This window comes from Kineococcus deserti (genome assembly GCF_050871945.1).
Classification (GTDB): Bacteria; Actinomycetota; Actinomycetes; order Actinomycetales; family Kineococcaceae; genus Kineococcus.
This window is the reverse complement of sequence record NZ_JBJLSI010000024.1, coordinates 51134-68428: the sequence shown is the minus strand read 5'-3', so window position 1 is coordinate 68428 and position 17295 is coordinate 51134. Positions and strand designations below refer to the sequence as shown.

The following is a 17295-nucleotide window of genomic DNA, read 5'->3' as shown; positions in this document are numbered from 1 at the left end:
GGGGCTCCTGTCAGGAACGGGTGGTGGAGTACTGGGTGCGGACCAGGTGCAGCAGGAACGGCGCCCCGACCAGCGCGGTGACGATGCCGATGGGCAACTCCTGCGGCTGCATCACCGTGCGCGCCAGCAGGTCCGCCCACAGCAGCAGGCAGGCCCCGAGCAGCGCGCTGACGGGGACGACCCACCGGTGCGCCGCGCCGACCAGCCGGCGCGCCAGGTGCGGGACGACCAGCCCGACGAAACCGATGCTGCCGCCGGCGGCCACCAGGACGCCGACGGCCAGCGACACCACCAGCAGCAGCCGGGTGCGGAAACCCGCCGGCGAGACCCCCAGGGTCCGGGCCGTCTCGTCGCCGATCGCCAGCGCGTCCAGCCCCGGGGACCACCACAGCAGCACGAGCACGGTCGCCGCGACGACCACCACGACGACGGCCAGCGCAGAACCCCACGTCGCCAGTGACAGCGAGCCCAGCAGCCAGAACATCACCGACCGCGCCCCCTCGGCCGAACCGGAGGCGAAGATGAGGAAGCTCGTCGCGGCCGACAGCGCGTACCCGACGGCGACGCCGGCCAGCAGCAACCGCACCGACGTCACCGCCCCCGCCGCACGGGCCACGGTGAACACCAGCACCGAGGCCGCCAGCGCCCCGACGAAGGCGCTGCCGGACAGGGCGTGCTCCCCCAGCCCCGCCGCGACGCCGAACAGGATCGCGGCCGCGGCCCCGCAGGAGGCGCCGGAGTTGACGCCCAGGACGTAGGGGTCGGCCAGCACGTTGCGGACCATCGCCTGCAGCGCCGCCCCGCACACCGCCAGCCCCGCACCGACGGCCAGCCCCAGGACGACCCGCGGCACGCGCACCGCCCAGACGATCGCCTCGTGCTGCGGTGGCCACGTCCCGCCGGCGGGCCGGTCCAGCAGCGCGTGGCCGACGATCCCCAGCACGTCCCCGGGGGCCACGGTCACGGCGCCGAACGCCGTTCCGGCCAGGGCGCTGAGCACCGTCAGCACCGCCAGCGCCACGACCACCGCGGCGTTGCGCCGGGTCCGGGCGTGCACCCCCAACGGGTCACGCACGTCCAACGACATGGGAACTCCTCGGGATCGGCTTGTTGCAAGATAGTCGCAACAAGGTCACGGCGGAACACCGCCTCCCCTGCGCGCCCGACCCTGCCCGAGGAGCGGACGGCGCCCGTGGGGTCGGCCGTGGTCGCTGCCGGGGTGAGCCTCAGGCACGCCGCCGGTGGGCGATGAAGACCTCGAGCCCGTCGAGGATGCGCTGCAACCCGAAGCTGAAGATCTCGTCGCGGTCCGCGGCCGGATCCTCGGAGGGGGTGAACGCACCGCCGGCGAAGGCCCGGGCCAGCGCGGGGTAGCGCTGCGCGTCGACGAACCCGGGCACCTCGTCCAGGTAGGGGTTCTGCGCGACCTCGCTCGGGTGGTCGGCGGCCTCGAAGGTCAGGTCGCCGAAGGAGTGCGCGTTGAGCAGCAGCAACGCGGACAGCTTCTCGCCCTCGCTCAGCGGCGCCGGCTCCAGGCAGGCCAGCGCGAGGTCGAACCAGGCCAGCTGCCGCGGGGTCGAGGGTGCTCCGAGCTGGGTGACGGCCTGCAGGAACCACGGGTGCAGGCGCATCCGGCGGGTCGCCTCCCAGCACCAGCGCTCCAGGTCGGCGCGCCAGTCCCCGCTCGGCGCCAGGTGCGCCGGGGGTTCCCCGACGGCCTGCTCCTGCATGTGCAGCAGCAGCTCCTCCTTGCTGCCCACGTGGCGGTACAGCGACATCGGCGTGTACCCCAGCGCCTTGGCCACGCGCGCCATCGACAGGCCGTCGAGTCCTTCGGCGTCGGCGAGCTCGATCGCCGCCTCGACGATGCGCCGCAGGGACAGGCCCGGCCGGCCGGGCCTGGCCTCGGGCGCGTCGTCGAGGGCCCCGGCCGACCAGCGGGCCCACACGGCGGCGAGGGGGGACGTCGGCTGGTCGGGGACAGCGGGGGCCATGTCCCGATCCTAGGGACGGCCCGACCCTTGACGGACCGTTCTGTGTACGCCATACACTCGGTGTATGGCGTACACACTGGAGGCCGGTGGGCTCACCAAGGCGTTCCGCGGCCGGCCCGTCCTCGGCGGACTGGACCTGCAGGCCGGGCCGGGCGAGGTCCTGGCGCTGCTCGGCCCGAACGGCGCGGGGAAGACCACGACCGTGCGGATCCTCGGCACGCTGCTGCGCCCGGACGGGGGCGACGTCCGCGTCGCCGGGCTGGACGTGCGCACGCACGCCCGCGCCGTGCGCCGGGTGATCAGCCTCACCGGACAGCAGACCGCCGTCGACGACGTCCTCACCGGCCGGGAGAACCTCGTGATGATGGGGCGGCTGCGGCACCTGTCGGCCGCCTCGGCCCGCACGCGGGCCGCCGAACTGCTCGACCGGTTCGGACTGACCGAGGCCGCGGACCGGCGGGTGTCGACCTACTCCGGCGGCATGGCCCGCAAGCTCGACCTCGCGCTCAGCGTCGTCGTCCCCCCACGGGTGCTGTTCCTCGACGAACCGACGACCGGGCTGGACCCCGCGGCCCGCCGCGAGGTCTGGGACCACCTCGGTGAACTCACCGGCTCGGGGGTCACGGTGCTGCTGACGACGCAGTACCTGGAGGAGGCCGACCACCTCGCCGACCGGATCTGCGTCCTGGCCGGCGGGCGGATCGTCGCGCAGGGTTCCGCGCACGAGCTCAAGGCGCGCATCGCCGGCGAGGTGGTGCGTCTGGTGTTCGACTCCCCCGCCACGCTCGGCTCCGCGACGCGGTCGCTGAGCACCCGCTTCCGGGCGGACGAGGCCCGCCTGGCGATCGACGTCCCCACCGACGGCTCGGCCGCCGCCGTCGCCGAACTGCTCACCCGGCTGACCGCCGCCGGCGCTGCCGCGGCCCGGGTGGAACTGCACCGGGCCACCCTCGACGACGTCTTCCTCGAACTCACCGCCGAGCACCGGGGGGCCGCCGCGTGAACCTCACCGCCTCCCGCGTCCCCGGCCCCCTCCTCGACGTGGCCGTCCTGGGCCGGCGCAGCCTGCGGCACACGTTCCGCAGCATCGACGGCCTGCTCACCTCGATCGCGCTGCCCTCCATCGTCCTCGTGGCCGTCAGCGTGGTCTTCGGCGGCGCCGTGTCCGCGGGAGCCGTCGACGGCGGCTACCTCACCTACGTGACCCCGGGGATCCTCGCGATGGGCGTCGCGTTCGGTGCGGCCACCACGGCCGTCTCGGTCAACGTCGACGTCGAACGCGGTGCGCTGGACCGGATCCGCTCCCTGCCCGTGCTCGGACCGGCCGCCCTGGCCGGGCACGTGGTGGCCGCCGTCGCCAAGAACGTGCTGGCCGCCGCGCTCCTGCTGCTGGTCGCCGTCGCCCTGGGACTGCGTCCCGCCGCGGGCGTCCTCGACTGGCTCGGGCTGGTCGCGCTGGTGTCGTCGTGCACCATCGCCCTCGCCTCGCTGGGCACCGCCTTCGGGTTGCTGGTGCGCGGGGTCGAGGCGGCGGGTTCCTTCTCGTTCGTCCTGCTCTTCGCCCCCTACGTCTCCAGCGCGTTCGTGCCCGTCGAGACGCTGCCGACCTGGCTGCACGGGATCGCCGAGCACCAGCCCACCACCCCGGTGGTCGAGACCCTGCGCAGCCTGCTGGCCGGGCAGGGAGCCGGTGACCAGGCGTGGACGGCGGCGGCGTGGTGCCTGGCGGGTGCGGTCGCCGGGGCCGTCTCAGCCGGGGCGCTGTTCCGCTCCCGCACGAGTCGTTGACCCCCGGCTCAGCCCGAACCGGCGGGCGACGCGGTCGGTGAGTTCCCGCAGGCTCGCGGAACCGTCCACGACCACCGCCTCGTCGGCCGCGCCGGCCAGGTCCTCCGCGAGGCGTTCGGTGAACAGGGCGTCGCGTTCGAGCAGGTTCGCCAGTGCCCGGTCCGGATCGCTCGTGCGGCCCGCGATCGTCATCGTTCCCCCACGCGCTCGCAGCGCCCGGTGCCGGAACTGCGGGGTCGGCAGCAACCACAGCGCCTGCCCCGGCCCGGTCAGCAGCGGCCGCACCAGGTGCGGCAGCAAGCGGAACCCCTCGGCCACCACGACCCGGTCGGAGGGGGATTCCAGCAGGTCCTCGACCACGAGCGCGAAACCCTCCCCGGCGAACCAGTGGAACGTCTCGAGCATCTCGCGCGGCGCGCGCGTCACCCAGCGCTCGTCCATCGTCATCGCGGCGAACCGGTGCAGCAGCGGCGCCTGCCGCGGGGACAGGCGGGAGGCGTGCTCGGCCATGACGTCGTCGGTGGCGTAGACGCTCACCCCGTACCGGTGGTTCAGCTCGCGGGCGACGGTGGACTTCGCCGCCCCCGACCCGCCGCCCAGCCAGCGCACGTGGCGCAACCGCTCGCGGACGTCCCGCTCCACCCCGCCGACGTCACCCCGGGAGTCCTGCACGGCCGACGGCGCTCGGCAGGACCACCGGGGACCGGGCTCAGAGCTGACCGCGGCGCTCCGGGACCTTGCGCACCGCACCGGTCGAGGCCGACGTCGCCATCGCCGCGTAGGCGCGCAACGCCGCCGTCAGCGGGCGCACCCGGTTCTTCGGCTCCCACGGACGCTCGGAGGAGTCCATCTTGGCGCGCCGCTCGGCCAGGACCTCGTCGTCGACGAGCAGCCGCAGACCGCGGGACTCCACGTCGATCTCGATCTCGTCGCCGTCCTCGACCAGGCCGATGACCCCGCCGGCCCACGCCTCGGGCGAGACGTGCCCGACCGAGATCCCGCTGGAGCCGCCGGAGAAGCGGCCGTCGGTGACCAGCGCGCAGACCTTGCCCAGGCCGCGGCCCTTGAGGAACGAGGTGGGGTGCAGCATCTCCTGCATGCCCGGTCCCCCGGCGGGGCCCTCGTAGCGGATGACCACGACGTGACCGGGCTCGATGGCGCCGGACAGGATGCCGGTGACCGCGTCCTCCTGGGACTCGAACACGATCGCGGTGCCCTTGAAGTTGAACAGCGACGGGTCGATGCCGGCCGTCTTGATGATGGCTCCCTCGGTGGCGAGGTTGCCCTCCAGGACCGCCAGGCCGCCGTCGGCGGTGTAGGCGTGGGCGAGGTCGCGCACGCAACCGTTCTCGGCGTCGGTGTCCAGCGAGGACCAGCGGTTCTGCGTGGAGAACGCCTGCGTGGTGCGGACACCGCCGGGAGCGGCGTGGAACAGCTCGACGGCGGTCCGGCTCGGCGACTGCGCACGCACGTCCCACTCGGACAGCCAGGACGCCAGGTCCGGGGAGTGGATGGTGCGCACCGACTCCTCGAGCAGCCCGGCGCGCCACAGCTCACCGAGGATGGCGGGGATGCCACCGGCGCGGTGCACGTCCTCCATGTGGAAGTCGGAGTTCGGGGCGACCTTCGACAGGCACGGCACCCGGCGGCTGATGGCGTCGATGTCCTCCAGGCCGAAGTCCAGCTCGGCCTCCTGCGCCGCGGCCAGGATGTGCAGGACGGTGTTGGTGGACCCGCCCATCGCCACGTCCAGGGCCATCGCGTTGGAGAAGGCGGCCTTGCCGGCGATGCTGCGCGGCAGCACCGACTCGTCGTCGCCGTCGTAGTACTGCTTGGCCAGCTCCACGACGAGCGAGCCGGCGCGCAGGAACAGGTCACGGCGGGCGGCGTGGGTGGCCAGCGTGGACCCGTTGCCCGGCAGCGAGAGCCCCAGCGCCTCGGTCAGGCAGTTCATCGAGTTCGCGGTGAACATGCCCGAGCACGAACCGCACGTCGGGCACGCCGAGCGCTCGACGGCGGCCAGGCCCTCGTCGGTGACCTCCTGGGAGGCCGAGGCGGAGATGGCCGTCACCAGGTCCATCGGGGCGTAGGCGACACCGTCGGCGACGACGGCCTTGCCGGCCTCCATCGGCCCGCCGGAGACGAAGACGACGGGGATGTTCAGCCGCAGCGCGGCCATCAGCATGCCCGGGGTGATCTTGTCGCAGTTGGAGATGCAGACCAGGGCGTCGGCCTGGTGCGCGTTGACCATGTACTCGACGGAGTCGGCGATGAGCTCGCGGCTGGGCAGCGAGTAGAGCATCCCGGAGTGACCCATCGCGATGCCGTCGTCGACGGCGATGGTGTTGAACTCCTTGGACACGCCCCCGGCCTCGGCGATCGCGCCGGCCACCAGGTCGCCCATGTCCTTCAGGTGCACGTGACCGGGGACGAACTGGGTGTAGGAGTTGGCGATCGCGACGATCGGCTTGCCGAAGTCGTTGTCGGTCATGCCGGTGGCGCGCCACAACGCACGGGCACCGGCCATGTTCCGGCCGTGGGTCGAGGTACGGGAACGCAGCGCGGGCACGGGAACTCCAGATCAACGGCGGGTGTAGGTCTCGCACGGGACACCCCGCGGCCGATGGGCCCGCGGACACCGTCCCGCGCGAGCGGACGCGCATCCCCACCCGCAGGTACGCGGGCGGTGACGACGTCCCGTCAGCGACCACCGGAGTTGCGGTGGAACTCGCCTGTCCCCCCGGGTCCGTCACGGAGTTCGCCCGGGAGTGGGTCAAGGATAGACCCGCCCAGGACCCGGCCCGGCCGTCGGGGCCGTCCGGCGCGCGGGTCGTGGGTCGCCCCGCGTCCGGCCTCGCGCGGCCGGTCAGCCGGGCGGCCCGTCGCCGGCGGCGACCACCGGCCCTCCCGCGCGGGTCCAGGCGAGCAGGCCCCCCTCGAGGTGGACGACGTCGGTGCGGCCCGTCCCCAGGACGGCCTGCAGGGCCTGCGCGGACCGGCCGCCCCGTGCGCAGTGCAGCACGACCGGCCCGGCGGGCAGCCGTGACGGGTCGGCGAGGACCTGGGCCAGCGGGATGAGCAGCGAGCCGGGGATCGCCGCGCCGGCGTGCTCGTCCGGTTCGCGGACGTCGACGACGAGCGGCCGGCCGGGGTGGGCGAGCAGTTCGGCCGCGGTGACCGTCGGCAGCTGCGCCACGGCGCGCCGGGGGTCGGGGCGCAGCGGCAGTTCGCGCCAGGTCATGGCGAGGGCGTCGTGCACGAGGACCCGGCCCAGCAGGGGCTTGCCCGCGCCGGTGAGGAGCTTGACGGCCTCGGTGACCGCGACGGACGCGACGGCCGCGCACACCCCGCCCAGGACGCCGGCCTCGCCGCAGCTGGGCACGCTGCCCGGCGGCGGGGGCGTCGGGAACAGGTCGCGGTAGGTGGGTCCGGCGGGGTCGAAGACGCTGACGTGGCCGTCGAAGCGCAGCACCGCCCCCCACACCCAGGGTCTGCCCGCGGCCACGCACGCGTCGTTCACGAGGTAGCGCGTCTCGAAGGTGTCCGACCCGTCGAGGACGAGGTCGTAGCCGGCCACCAGCTGTTCGGCGTTGTCGCGGGACAGGCGCTCGTGGTGGCGCACGACGGTGATCGCCGGGTCGAGGCGGGCGAGCGCGTCGGCGGCGCTGTCGACCTTGGCCCGGCCGACGTCGGCGGTGCCGTGCAGGACCTGCCGTTGCAGGTTCGACTCCTCCACGACGTCGTCGTCGACCACACCGATGGTGCCGATCCCGGCGGCGGCCAGGTACAGCAGGGCCGGGGACCCCAGACCGCCGGCGCCGACGACGAGCACCCGGGCGGCCAGCAGCCGGCGCTGGCCGAGTTCGCCGATCTCGGGCAGCAGCAGGTGACGCGAGTACCGCTCGCGCTGGGCCGGGGTGAGTTCGGGGCCGGGGGCGACCAGTGGCTTCACGCCTCCAGCCTCTCCCCCACGGCCGCGATCCGGTCCGGCGGGCTGTCCTGCCGTTCCAGCGCCGCCCGCAACCGCTGCGCGCCGCCGGCCGCGGACCGGCCCGAGGCGACGGGGGTGCCGCCCGTGAGCCGTTGCAGGGCACGCGACGTCGCCTCCAGGACACCGAGGACGTCGGGGGCGGTGAGGGTGTCCAGCGACCCGGTGGGCCCGTCGAGGGCCAGGCAGCCGGTCACGGCGGAGGTCCGCCCGGTGTCGTCGACGAGGGGGACGGCCACGACGACGGCGTACTTGCCGCGCACCGCCCGGAACTCCTCGGGCGTCAGCCCCTGCCGTTCGCCGGCGGCGTCGAGGGCGGTGACGTCGCGGGCGACGACGGCCCCGGTGCTCACGCACTCCCCGACGACGCCCTTGCCCGGCGCCCAGCGCACCGCCGAGGCGACCGGCCGGCGACGGGCGCGGACCCGGTGGACGCGGGCCAGCCGCTCTGCCCGGAACGCGGGGCGGTCCAGGCGGTAGGCGGCCAGGGCCAGGTCGCGCGGGTCCAGGGCGGTGGCGTCGACGACGGCCCACAGGGCCCCGGACAGCAGGTCGTCGTACAGCTCGCGGGTCGCGGCCGTGCGCCGGCCACGGACGGTGGCGACGGCCTGCACCAGCGTCGTGGCGATGGCCAGGACCGCGGTCAGGACGATGAGCGCGACGACCACACCGGTTCCGGGGTGCCACAGACCCGCCCGCTCGAACGCGATCCCGGCCGCCACCAGGGCGGCCAGGACGGCCAGTCCGACGTCGATCCAGAGCCGGTCGATCTTCACGTGGGTCACCGTAGAGGGGGCCGCCGACAGCGGACCGGGTTCCGGATCGTCGCGGCGGGCGGGTGCGGGCCCTTCGGCCTCACGCCCCGCGCAGGGCGACGACCGGCTCGATGCGCGAGGCGCGCCAGGCCGGGAAGCCGCCGGCCAGCAGACCGACCGCCCCGCCCAGGAGCACCCCACCGCCGGCGACGAGCGGGTTCAGCACCGGCGCCCAGCCCTGCACGAGGCAGACCAGGAGCAGGACCAGCACGCCGAGCGCGGCGCCCAGCAGGCCGCCGAGCAACCCGACGACCACCGACTCGGTCATGAACTGCCCGGCGATCTGGCGCGGGGTCGCGCCCAGGGCCCGGCGCAGCCCGATCTCCCCGGTGCGTTCCAGCACCGACAGCGTGGTGACGCTGGCGATGCCGACCGCACCGGCGAGCAGGACGACCCCGGACAGGACGAGGAACACCACGTTCACGTCGGCCTGCACGCTGCGCGCCAGCGCCGACCGTCCCGGCGGGGCCCGCACCTCCAGGGTCTCGGGGGCGTCCGGGACCAGCGCCAGGGCCGTCTGCGCGCCGACCTGCGCGCCGGAGTCGACCACGATCCGGGCCTGCACCTCCCCCGGCGACACGAGCCGGAAGTCGCTGCGGGCCGCGCCGGTCGGGATCACGACGGCGTCCAGGAGCTCGCCCCGCGCCTGCACCCCGTCGACGACGCCGACGACGGAGTAGGCCAGACCGTCGACGAAGATCGCGGGCTGGGTGTCCACCCGCGCCACCCCGAGCCGCTCGGCGGCCCGGGCGCCCAGGACGGCCACCCGGTCACCGCGCCGGTCGTGGCCGGCGTCGAACATCCGCCCGGTCGAGACCGTGCCCTCCAGGGTGTCCAGCAGTTGGGCCGAGGCGGCGAACAGCCGCGGCGGGGCGGCCGGGGCCTGGGACGGGTCGTTGACCGGGACCGCGGTGATGGTGGCGCCCTCGGGCAGGGGGACCTCGGCCACCACGGCCGCCTGCTCCACCCCGGCCAGCCGCTGCATGCGCTGCACCGCGTCCCACGGCACGGTGCCCGCGGCGACGGTGCGGCCGCCGACCTGCGCCTGTTCGGGGACGGCGACCAGCTGGGTCGCGGCGAAGGCGTTGAACTGCCGCGAGAGCTGCTCGGCGGTCGTCTGGGCGAAACCCAGCGTCACGACCAGTGCGGCGACGCCGATGACCGTGCCCAGCAACGTCATCACCAGCCGACCCGGGCGGCTGCTGAGGTCGGTGGTGGCCTCGACGAGCAGGTCACCCACGGAGAACCGGTCGGCCCGCGCGCTCGGTCCCCTGTTCACCGCAGCACGCTCAGGCGGCCGTCGGTGATGCGCAGCGCACGGTCGGCGCGGTCGGCCACGTCCCGGTCGTGGGTGATGACGACGACGGCGATGCCGTCGGAGTGCAGGTCCTCCAGCAGGTCCATCACGTCCGCCGTCGTGCGCTCGTCGAGGTTGCCGGTGGGTTCGTCGGCCAGCAGCAGGTCCGGCCGGCTGGCCACGGCGCGGGCGACGGCGACGCGCTGCCGTTCCCCGCCCGACAGGGTCGCCGGGCCGGCCCCCAGCCGGTGCGACATCCCGACCCGGTCCAGAGCGGCCCGCGCCCGGTCCTCGCGTTCGGCGCGCGGGGTGGCGTTGTAGAGCATCGGCAGCACCACGTTCTCCAGCACGCTGCGCCGCGGCAGCAGGTGGAAGGCCTGGAAGACGAACCCGATCCGGGAGGCGCGCAACGCCGACCGGCCGGCCTCGTCGAGGTTGCCGGTCAGCGTTCCGGCCAGCCGGTACTCCCCCACGCTGGGCCGGTCGACCAGGCCGAGGATGTTCAGCATCGTCGACTTGCCCGATCCGCTGGGCCCGACGATCGAGACGTAGTCCCCGGCGTGCACCTGCAGGTTCACCGACTTCAGCGCCTGCACCTCCGGTGGGCCGGGGAAGGAGCGCGTGACGTCGCGCAGCTCGACCAGCGGGTGGTCGACGACGAGCGCCTCGGCCACTCAGCGGCCCACCACGACGAGGTCGCCCTCGGCGAGTTCGCCCTCGAGCGCACGCACCTCCACGGCTCCGTCGGCGGCCAGACCGGTCTGGACCACCACGAGCCGGGTCCCGGCGTCCCGCCCCTCCCGCGGGTCGCCGTCGACGACCTCGACCCGGCTGTCCCCGCCCGTCCCGGCCGACAGGGCGGCCAGCGGTACCGACAGCACCGGTCCCTGCGTGGCACCCACCGGGATGGACACCCGCAGGTTCGAGCCCTGCAGCCCGGTCACCTGCTCGGGCGAGAGCGGGTCGGGGGTCAGGCTCACCGTCCACCGGCTGGCGCCGGCCTCCCCGGGGGCCAGCGTGCTGATCACCGCCCGGTGCTGCGTGCCGTCGGGCAGGTCGAAGAACGCCTCGCCGCCCACGGCCAGCAGCCGCGCGTCGGCCTCGGCCGCCGACCCCGAGACGGCCAGCGCCGCACCGGAGACCGTCATCGCGGGACCGTCCAGCACGCTGCCGCGGGTGGCGGTCACGGCGTCCACCCGCCGCGGCAGGTCGGCGAGGTAGAGCACCTCCCCGGCCGGCAGGCTCGGCAGCGCCCGGTCGCGGGCGGCGGCGAGGGCGTCCCGGGCGTCGCGCAGCGCCTGCTGGGCCGCCGTGACGGCCGCGGACTGCGCGGTGGTGTCGGCCGGCCGGTCCAGCTGGGTGCGGCGCAGCTGCGCCAGGCCGAGGGCATCGGTCAGGTCGGCGACCAGGTTGGCGTCGACCGGGTCCTGCGCCTGCGCGCTCTCCAGTTCGCGGCGGGCGCTGTTCACGGCGTTGTCGGCCTCGCGCACCGCGACGGCGTCGGGGCCGCCCCGGGCCAGGCCGAGGTCGGTGCGGGCCGCCGAGAGCGTCGCCTCGGCGGCGCGGACGCCGTCCTGGGCGGCGCGGACCGCCTCGTCGGCCCCCTCCTGCGCCGCCGGCGCCGGGTAGCCGGCCTGCTGGTACAGCGCGGTGACGGCGCCGGCGGCGCGCGTGTCGAAGACGTCCCCGCCGGCGCCGTCGGGGTTCCCGCCGTCCAGGCCGACGGCCCGCAGCGCCTGCTTGAACTGCACGACGTCGGGGCCGGAGACGCCGACCTGCAGCGTGCGGTAGGCCGGCAGTTCCCCGGGCAGCACGAGGACGGGCCGGCCCGCGACCTCCAGCGCCGTCGACAACCCGGTGAGCTCGTCCCCCACGGCCGGGACGCGGCCGGTGACCACGGCCGGTCCGGAGATGGCCGCGGTGTCGATGCGGACCTCGACGGAGTCGGAGTAGGCGACCTCGCCGCGGATGGTGACGTCGTTGCTCAGCTCGCCGAACTCCACCGGGACGGTGACCAGTCCCGCCTCGGGGACCGCCGCGGCCTCGGGAGCGCCGAAGGCGAACCGTCCCAGCAGCAGTCCACCCACCAGGCCCACGACGGCGACGGCGGCGACGAGCAGCAGGACGCGGTTGCGCCGCAGCACGGTGGAGAACCGGTTCGGGCCGGTGGTGCGGCGTCCCCTGCGGTCGGCCGCGGGTGGCAGGTCCTCCTGCGCCGCGGCGGCCGGCGACGACGTGTCGGAGGCCACCGGTCAGCGTCCCTGTTCCGCGGCGGCCTTCACGGCCTCCAGCTCGGCCCGGTGGTCGTCGACGAACCGCTGTTCCTGCGCGAAGGTGACGTCCTCGTACTTCCGGCGGTAGTCCGTCTGCTCGCGGCAGTCCAGGTCGGCCAGGGCGAGTTCGACCTCCTTCTGCGCCAGCGCGTCCTGCGCCGCCTCGTCGACCTCACCGGTCTCGGGGTCGGCGGCCTCGTAGATCGCGTTCTGCTCCTCGTTGAGGGAGTTCTGCGCGTCGAACTGGACGGCGAAGCCGGGGTACCCGGCCTGCGACATGCAGTCCGACCAGGCCGCGTCGACCTCGGCCAGCCCCGGCCACGACGGCTGGTCCTCGTAGAACGCGTTGATCTCGTCCTGCAGGCCCTTGAACTGCTCCGACTGCAGGGGGTCCTCGCCCTGGACCTCGTGCTGGGCCTGGCCGTAGCAGCCGCCCTTGGTCCAGTCCCACTCCCAGGTGCCGTCCTCCATGGCGGCCAGCTCCTCCTCGGTGGGCTGCGGACCGGAGAGGGCTTCGGAGTAGGCGACCTGCTCGGACTCGGTCAGGCTCGCGACGTAGTCGGAGTTCGGGTCGACGTACTCCTCCTCCACCGGCGCCTCCTCGGCCTGTTCCCGCCCGGGCCAGTTCACGAGGCCGTAGCCGTACCGGCTCACCCACTCCCGGTCGTCGGGGTTCCACTCCTCGCTGCTGCCGAAGGAGACCGAACTGCTGCTCGTGTTCGGCGTGTACTCGAAACCCTGCTCGCTCATGCACTGCGCGACCAGTTCCTCGGTCTTCCGGTTCTCCTCCTCGAACCGGGCCTGCTGCTCGGCCTCGCTGAGGTCGCCGCCGTAGAAGGCCTCGAAGTACGCCGTCAGCGGTGACGTGCGTTCCTCCTCCTCGGGCACCTCCCCCTGCGCCGGGGAGGCCGAGCAGGCGCCCAGCAGGCAGGCCGCGGCCAGGGACAGGGCCGACAAGGTGTGGCGGGGTCCGCGCATGTTCGTCTCCTCCGGGTTCCTGCCCGCACCGTAGCGGTCGGACGACTGTCCGGAGGCGTTTCCTGAGGATCACCTGGGTGACGTTCCGGTGGCGGTCCGGGGTCGCCGACTTCCGGCTTCCCGCAACCACTTCCGCCCCGGACCCCGTTGAGTGCTCAACGAGGCCGCGCCGACCCTCGAACGAGGGTCAGAGCGCGACGTACTCCCAGTGCCAGGGTTCGAAGGGGCCGGGGGAACCCTGCGCCCAGGCCGGGTTGATGAACCCGAACAGCGCCGCGTTGCGGTCCAGCCACGCGTGCTGCACGGAGTTCGCGTCCTGGACGCCACCGCCGAGGTCCACCGCGAGCCCCCACCCGTGCCGGGACGTGCCCGGCGTCGCGGCCAGACCGGGTTTGCGCGCCTTGACGTCGATCTGCCCGGCCAGCGACCGGTAGGCGTCGGTGACCGCGAGCGGAGTTCCGAACTCGGCCTGGAACGCCTGCGAGAGCGCCTCGAAGGCGTGGGCGGCGTCGGCTCGCAGGACCTTGTCGGGCGCCGCGTACAGCGGGCACAGTGCCTCCACCGGGAGCTGGCCGTTGGCGAACCCCGTCAGGGCACCGCCCGCGCAGACCGGCGCGGTGGTCAGGAAGGTGCGGGCCCGCTCCACGGCGGCGGCGTCCGGGACCAGGGGATCCAGCCCGGCCGCACCCCGCTGCTCGGCCGAGTAGGCGAGGAGTTGCTGCTGGACGAGCGCCTCGGCGGCGGTCTTGGCGGCCAGGGCGGCGGCGGTCGCCTCCTCGGCCTGCCGCACGGTGGCCTCGACCTCGGCGTACGCCGCGGCCTGCGCCTCCTGCGCCCGCTCGTGCGTCTCCACGGCGCGGTCCAGGTCGCCGCCGACGTGCTCGACGGTGGCCAGCGCGGAGGTCGCCTTCTGCCCCGCCTGCGGGTCCAGGACGGCCATGACGCCGGACAGCTGCTCCAGACCGCCGGTGCTGCGGTAGGCCTGGGAGGCCCAGCTGCCCATCTCACGGCGGCTGGCCTCCAGCGCGGCCTGCGCGGCCTCGAGCTCGACCCGGGCGGCCGCGGCGGCGGCCTCGGCGCCCGCCTGCGCGTCCTGGGCCTGCTGGTAGGTCTCCAGGGCGGCGGCCGCCTGGGCGGCCAGGGCGGTCAGCTGGTCGCGGGTGCTCTGCGGCCCGGCGGTCACGGTGGCCGTGGCCGCCGGGGTGGCGGCCAGGGCGTGGGGCGCCGCGAACGTCAGCAGCAGCGCGGCCAGGCCGAGAGTGGTGGTGGTGGTGGTGCGTCGGCGGGACGGGGACGGCAGGAGCGGGCGCACGGGCTGCGTGGAGTCTTTCGTCGGCGACGGGAGCCCGGGCAGGCTAGTTGACCGTGCACGGATCCGGGAAACCGGTGATCGTCCGCCTGTGGACGACCGTGGCCCCGGCGCCTCGCCCGCGCGGGCCGTCGCGTCAAGCGATCGGGGTCGGATGCCGATCCGTGATCCGTGACCTCCACGTCGAAGCGTCCGGCCTCCTCGGTGCGTCAGCTGCTGGCTCCTGCGCTGGTGGTGGGGGTGCTCGCCGTGGCCGGGGTGCTGCTGCACCGGACGTTCCGGCACCTGTCGTGGGCGCAGCTGGGTGGTGATCTGCTGGCGTTGGGGCCGGGGGTCGCGGTGGCTGCGGTCGTGGCGACGGTGGCGTCGTACGTGGCGATGACGGGGTACGACGCGCTGGCGTTGCGGTACGTGGGGCACCCGCTGCCGTACCGGCGTTTCGGTCTGGCCTCCTTCGTGGCCACGGCGTTCGGCAACAACCTGGGTGCCTCGGCGGTGGTGGGGGCGGCGTTGCGGGCGCGGGTGTACTCGGGCTGGCGGGTGCCCGGTCCGGCGATCACGCGGATCATCGGTTTCAACCTGGTGACGCTGGGGCTGGGGGTCGCGGTGCTGGCCGGGGGCGGGATGGTGCAGGACCCGGCCGGGGTCGGGCAGGCGCTGCGTGCCCCGGCGTGGGCCGTGGCGACGGTCGGGTCGGTGCTGCTGGCCTCGGTGCTGGGGTACGTGGGGTGGGCCGTCGTGGGCCGGGGGCCGATCGGCCGGCGCGGGTGGCGCGTCGAGCGGCCCTCCCCCGCGCTGGCGCTGGCCCAGGTGGCGCTGTCGACGGTCGAGTGGCTGACGATGGCCGCGGTGCTGTACGTGCTGCTGCCCGCCGAGGGCCGGTTGCCGTTCCTGGCGTTCGCGGTGGCCTTCGCGGTCGCGACGGTGGCGGGGCTGGTGAGCAACGTGCCGGGCGGGCTGGGGGTCTTCGAGTCGACGCTGGTGGTGCTGCTCGGGTCGACGACGTCGTCGGAGGGGCTGGCGGTGGCGCTGGTGGCCTACCGGTTGTGCTACTTCGTGCTCCCGCTGCTGCTGGCCGCGGTGCTGCTGGTGGTGCACGAGGCGCGCCGGGGCGGCGCCTCGCGGTCCTCGCTGCGGGTCCCGTCGGTGCTGACGCCGTCGGTGCTGGCGCTGGGGGTCGCCGGTGCGGGGGTGTTCATGCTGGTGGTGGGTGACCTGCCCGGTCGCCCGACGCTGGACCTGTCGGCGGTCACCATCAGCCTGGCGGGTCTGGCCGCGCTGCTGACCGCTCGCGGACTGCACCGTCGGCTGCGCAGTGCGTGGACGGCGACGCTGGCGTTGCTGTCGGGGGTGACGGTGGTCGCGGCGGTGCACGGGGACGTGGTGCTGTCCGTGGCGACCGGTGTGCTGTCCCTGCTGCTGGTGCCGGCCCGGCCGGCGTTCCACCGCGGGGCCGTGTGCGTCCGTCCGCGCAGCCTGGTCGCGGTCGCGGTGGCGAGCGTGCTGGTGGGGGTCTCGGTGTGGTGGCACGAGTGCAGCCGCGGGCTGGACGCCCCGCTGCTGGCCGCCTCGTTCTCCGGGGGCACGTCGTGGATGGACCGGCTGGTGCTGGCCGCCGGGACGGTCGGGGTCGTGGTGGGTGTGCGCTGGGTCGTGCGGCCGCGGACCCTGGGGCCGCGGACGGTGGACGAGGACGAGATGGCGCAGGTGAGCGACATCGTCGCCCGCACGGGGCGGTGCCTGTCCCAGCTGGCGTTCACCGGGGACAAGCGCTTCCACTTCTCCCCCGGCGGGGGCGCCTTCCTGATGTACGAGGTCGAGGGCCGCAGCTGGGTGGTGATGGGCGACCCGGTGGGTGATCCGGGCGACTTCCGCGAACTGGTGGGCAGCTTCGTGGCGGAGGTCGACCGGCACGCCGGCCGGCCGGTGTTCTACAACGTGCGCGCCGACCACGCCGAGCTGTACCGCGAGTGCGGGCTGAGCCTGGCCAAGCTCGGGGAGGAGGCGGTGGTCCCGCTGGCGGACTTCTCCCTCAGCGGCAAGGCCCGGACGAACCTGCGGACCTGCCGCAACAAGTCCCGCCGGCTGGGGATGTCGGTGGAGTTCGTGGCCCCGGCGGACGTCGAGCCGCTGCTGCCGGCCCTGCGCGAGGTGTCGCAGGCGTGGCTGGAGGAGCGCAACGGCAAGGAGAAGCGGTTCTCCCTGGGTGCCTTCGACGAGGAGTACGTGCGGCGCTTCCCGCTGGTGGTCGTGCGGCAGGAGGGGCGGATCACCGCGTTCGCGACGTTGTGGATCAGCGCGGACGACGCCGAGGTGCAGGTGGACCTGATGCGCCGCCTGCCCGACGGGCCCAACGGCGTGATGACGTTCCTGTTCGTCGAGTGCCTCCTGTGGGCGCAGGAGAACGGCTTCGCGTCGTTCAACCTGGGCATGGCTCCCCTGGCGGGCCTGAGCACCGGTGCGACGGCGTCGTTCTGGGACCGGGCGGGGCACCTGCTGTGGACCCACGGCGAGCAGTTCTACAACTTCCGGGGACTGCGGGACTTCAAGCAGGGGTTCGGGCCGCAGTGGCGCACCTGCTACGTGGCGGCACCGGGTGGGCCGGCCCTGCCGAACGCGATGGTGAACGTGGCGACGTTGGTGGGCGGCGGGATCCGCGGGGTGGTGCGGGGCTGAGCAGCCGGCGTTGCCCGCGCCGCCCCTGCGGGCGTGCGTTCGTGCTGGTCAGGCCGTCGTCGCTGCCGCGTGCGCCCCTGCGAACCGCGTGCGGCGGGGTTCCGGCACGTGCTGCGGCCGGAGCCGTCGCGGGGGCGCGGGGCATTCCGGTGACCGGTCGTCACCGTGTGCGGCAAC

14 protein-coding genes are annotated in these 17295 nt (G+C 74.7%); 3 read left to right on the top strand and 11 right to left on the bottom strand.

From position 1 onward, the window contains the following. Nucleotides 1-10: 10 nt before the first annotated feature. Nucleotides 11-1087: a FecCD family ABC transporter permease gene (locus ACRYR2_RS17390; protein ID WP_432564155.1), complete on the bottom strand. Its 1077-nt coding sequence runs from the start codon at nt 1085-1087 to the stop codon at nt 11-13. 139 nt (nt 1088-1226) lie between these two features. Next, entirely contained in the window at nt 1227-1994 is a 768-nt protein-coding gene (locus ACRYR2_RS17385) for a TetR/AcrR family transcriptional regulator (protein ID WP_432564154.1), read from the bottom strand. A 64-nt stretch (nt 1995-2058) separates the two neighbouring features. Here ACRYR2_RS17385 and ACRYR2_RS17380 point away from each other — a divergent pair, with 64 nt between their 5' ends. Together ACRYR2_RS17380 and ACRYR2_RS17375 are read left to right on the top strand one after the other, a co-directional pair. Then, a complete protein-coding gene (locus ACRYR2_RS17380; protein WP_432564153.1) occupies nt 2059-2997 on the top strand; it encodes an ATP-binding cassette domain-containing protein in 939 nt (312 codons plus the stop codon). Continuing rightward, on the top strand, nt 2994-3782 hold the full coding sequence (locus ACRYR2_RS17375) for an ABC transporter permease (protein WP_432564152.1): 789 nt from the start codon (nt 2994-2996) through the stop codon (nt 3780-3782). The genes ACRYR2_RS17380 and ACRYR2_RS17375 overlap by 4 nt, the downstream gene beginning before the upstream one ends. Here ACRYR2_RS17375 and ACRYR2_RS17370 read toward each other — a convergent pair. The 9 genes from ACRYR2_RS17370 to ACRYR2_RS17330 form a co-directional block, all read right to left on the bottom strand. Then, complete coding sequence (locus ACRYR2_RS17370; protein ID WP_432564151.1) at nt 3744-4454, bottom strand: hypothetical protein; 711 nt, start codon at nt 4452-4454, stop codon at nt 3744-3746. The genes ACRYR2_RS17375 and ACRYR2_RS17370 overlap by 39 nt on opposite strands. A gap of 37 nt (nt 4455-4491) precedes the next feature. Next, complete coding sequence (ilvD, locus tag ACRYR2_RS17365; RefSeq protein ID WP_432564150.1) at nt 4492-6351, bottom strand: dihydroxy-acid dehydratase; 1860 nt, start codon at nt 6349-6351, stop codon at nt 4492-4494. A gap of 297 nt (nt 6352-6648) precedes the next feature. After that, complete coding sequence (gene moeB / locus ACRYR2_RS17360) at nt 6649-7734, bottom strand: molybdopterin-synthase adenylyltransferase MoeB (protein ID WP_432564149.1); 1086 nt, start codon at nt 7732-7734, stop codon at nt 6649-6651. Next, on the bottom strand, nt 7731-8546 hold the full coding sequence (locus ACRYR2_RS17355; protein WP_432564148.1) for a hypothetical protein: 816 nt from the start codon (nt 8544-8546) through the stop codon (nt 7731-7733). Before ACRYR2_RS17355 ends, moeB begins: the two co-directional genes overlap by 4 nt. A 79-nt stretch (nt 8547-8625) precedes the next feature. Then, on the bottom strand, nt 8626-9864 hold the full coding sequence (locus ACRYR2_RS17350; RefSeq protein ID WP_432564147.1) for an ABC transporter permease: 1239 nt from the start codon (nt 9862-9864) through the stop codon (nt 8626-8628). Next, nucleotides 9861-10556, bottom strand: coding sequence for an ABC transporter ATP-binding protein (locus ACRYR2_RS17345; RefSeq protein WP_432564146.1), 696 nt, complete (start codon nt 10554-10556; stop codon nt 9861-9863). The genes ACRYR2_RS17350 and ACRYR2_RS17345 overlap by 4 nt, the downstream gene beginning before the upstream one ends. Further along, nucleotides 10557-12131 carry a hypothetical protein gene (locus ACRYR2_RS17340; protein WP_432564145.1) on the bottom strand — a complete coding sequence of 525 codons (1575 nt, stop codon included), beginning with the start codon at nt 12129-12131 and terminating at the stop codon, nt 10557-10559. A gap of 3 nt (nt 12132-12134) precedes the next feature. Continuing rightward, nucleotides 12135-13133 carry a hypothetical protein gene (locus tag ACRYR2_RS17335; RefSeq protein WP_432564144.1) on the bottom strand — a complete coding sequence of 333 codons (999 nt, stop codon included), beginning with the start codon at nt 13131-13133 and terminating at the stop codon, nt 12135-12137. Nucleotides 13134-13320: 187 nt separating this feature from the next. Beyond that, nucleotides 13321-14445: a M15 family metallopeptidase gene (locus ACRYR2_RS17330; RefSeq protein WP_432564143.1), complete on the bottom strand. Its 1125-nt coding sequence runs from the start codon at nt 14443-14445 to the stop codon at nt 13321-13323. A 168-nt stretch (nt 14446-14613) separates the two neighbouring features. Here ACRYR2_RS17330 and mprF point away from each other — a divergent pair, with 168 nt between their 5' ends. Beyond that, entirely contained in the window at nt 14614-17118 is a 2505-nt protein-coding gene (gene mprF, locus ACRYR2_RS17325) for a bifunctional lysylphosphatidylglycerol flippase/synthetase MprF (RefSeq protein ID WP_432564142.1), read from the top strand. Nucleotides 17119-17295 lie beyond the last annotated feature (177 nt).

Coding starts and splice junctions, on each gene's coding strand:
- ACRYR2_RS17390 (WP_432564155.1), bottom strand. CDS start 1,087: ATGTCGTTGGACGTGCGTGACCCGTTGGGGGTGCACGCCCGGACCCGG.
- ACRYR2_RS17385 (WP_432564154.1), bottom strand. CDS start 1,994: ATGGCCCCCGCTGTCCCCGACCAGCCGACGTCCCCCCTCGCCGCCGTG.
- ACRYR2_RS17380 (WP_432564153.1), top strand. CDS start 2,059: ATGGCGTACACACTGGAGGCCGGTGGGCTCACCAAGGCGTTCCGCGGC.
- ACRYR2_RS17335 (WP_432564144.1), bottom strand. CDS start 13,133: ATGCGCGGACCCCGCCACACCTTGTCGGCCCTGTCCCTGGCCGCGGCC.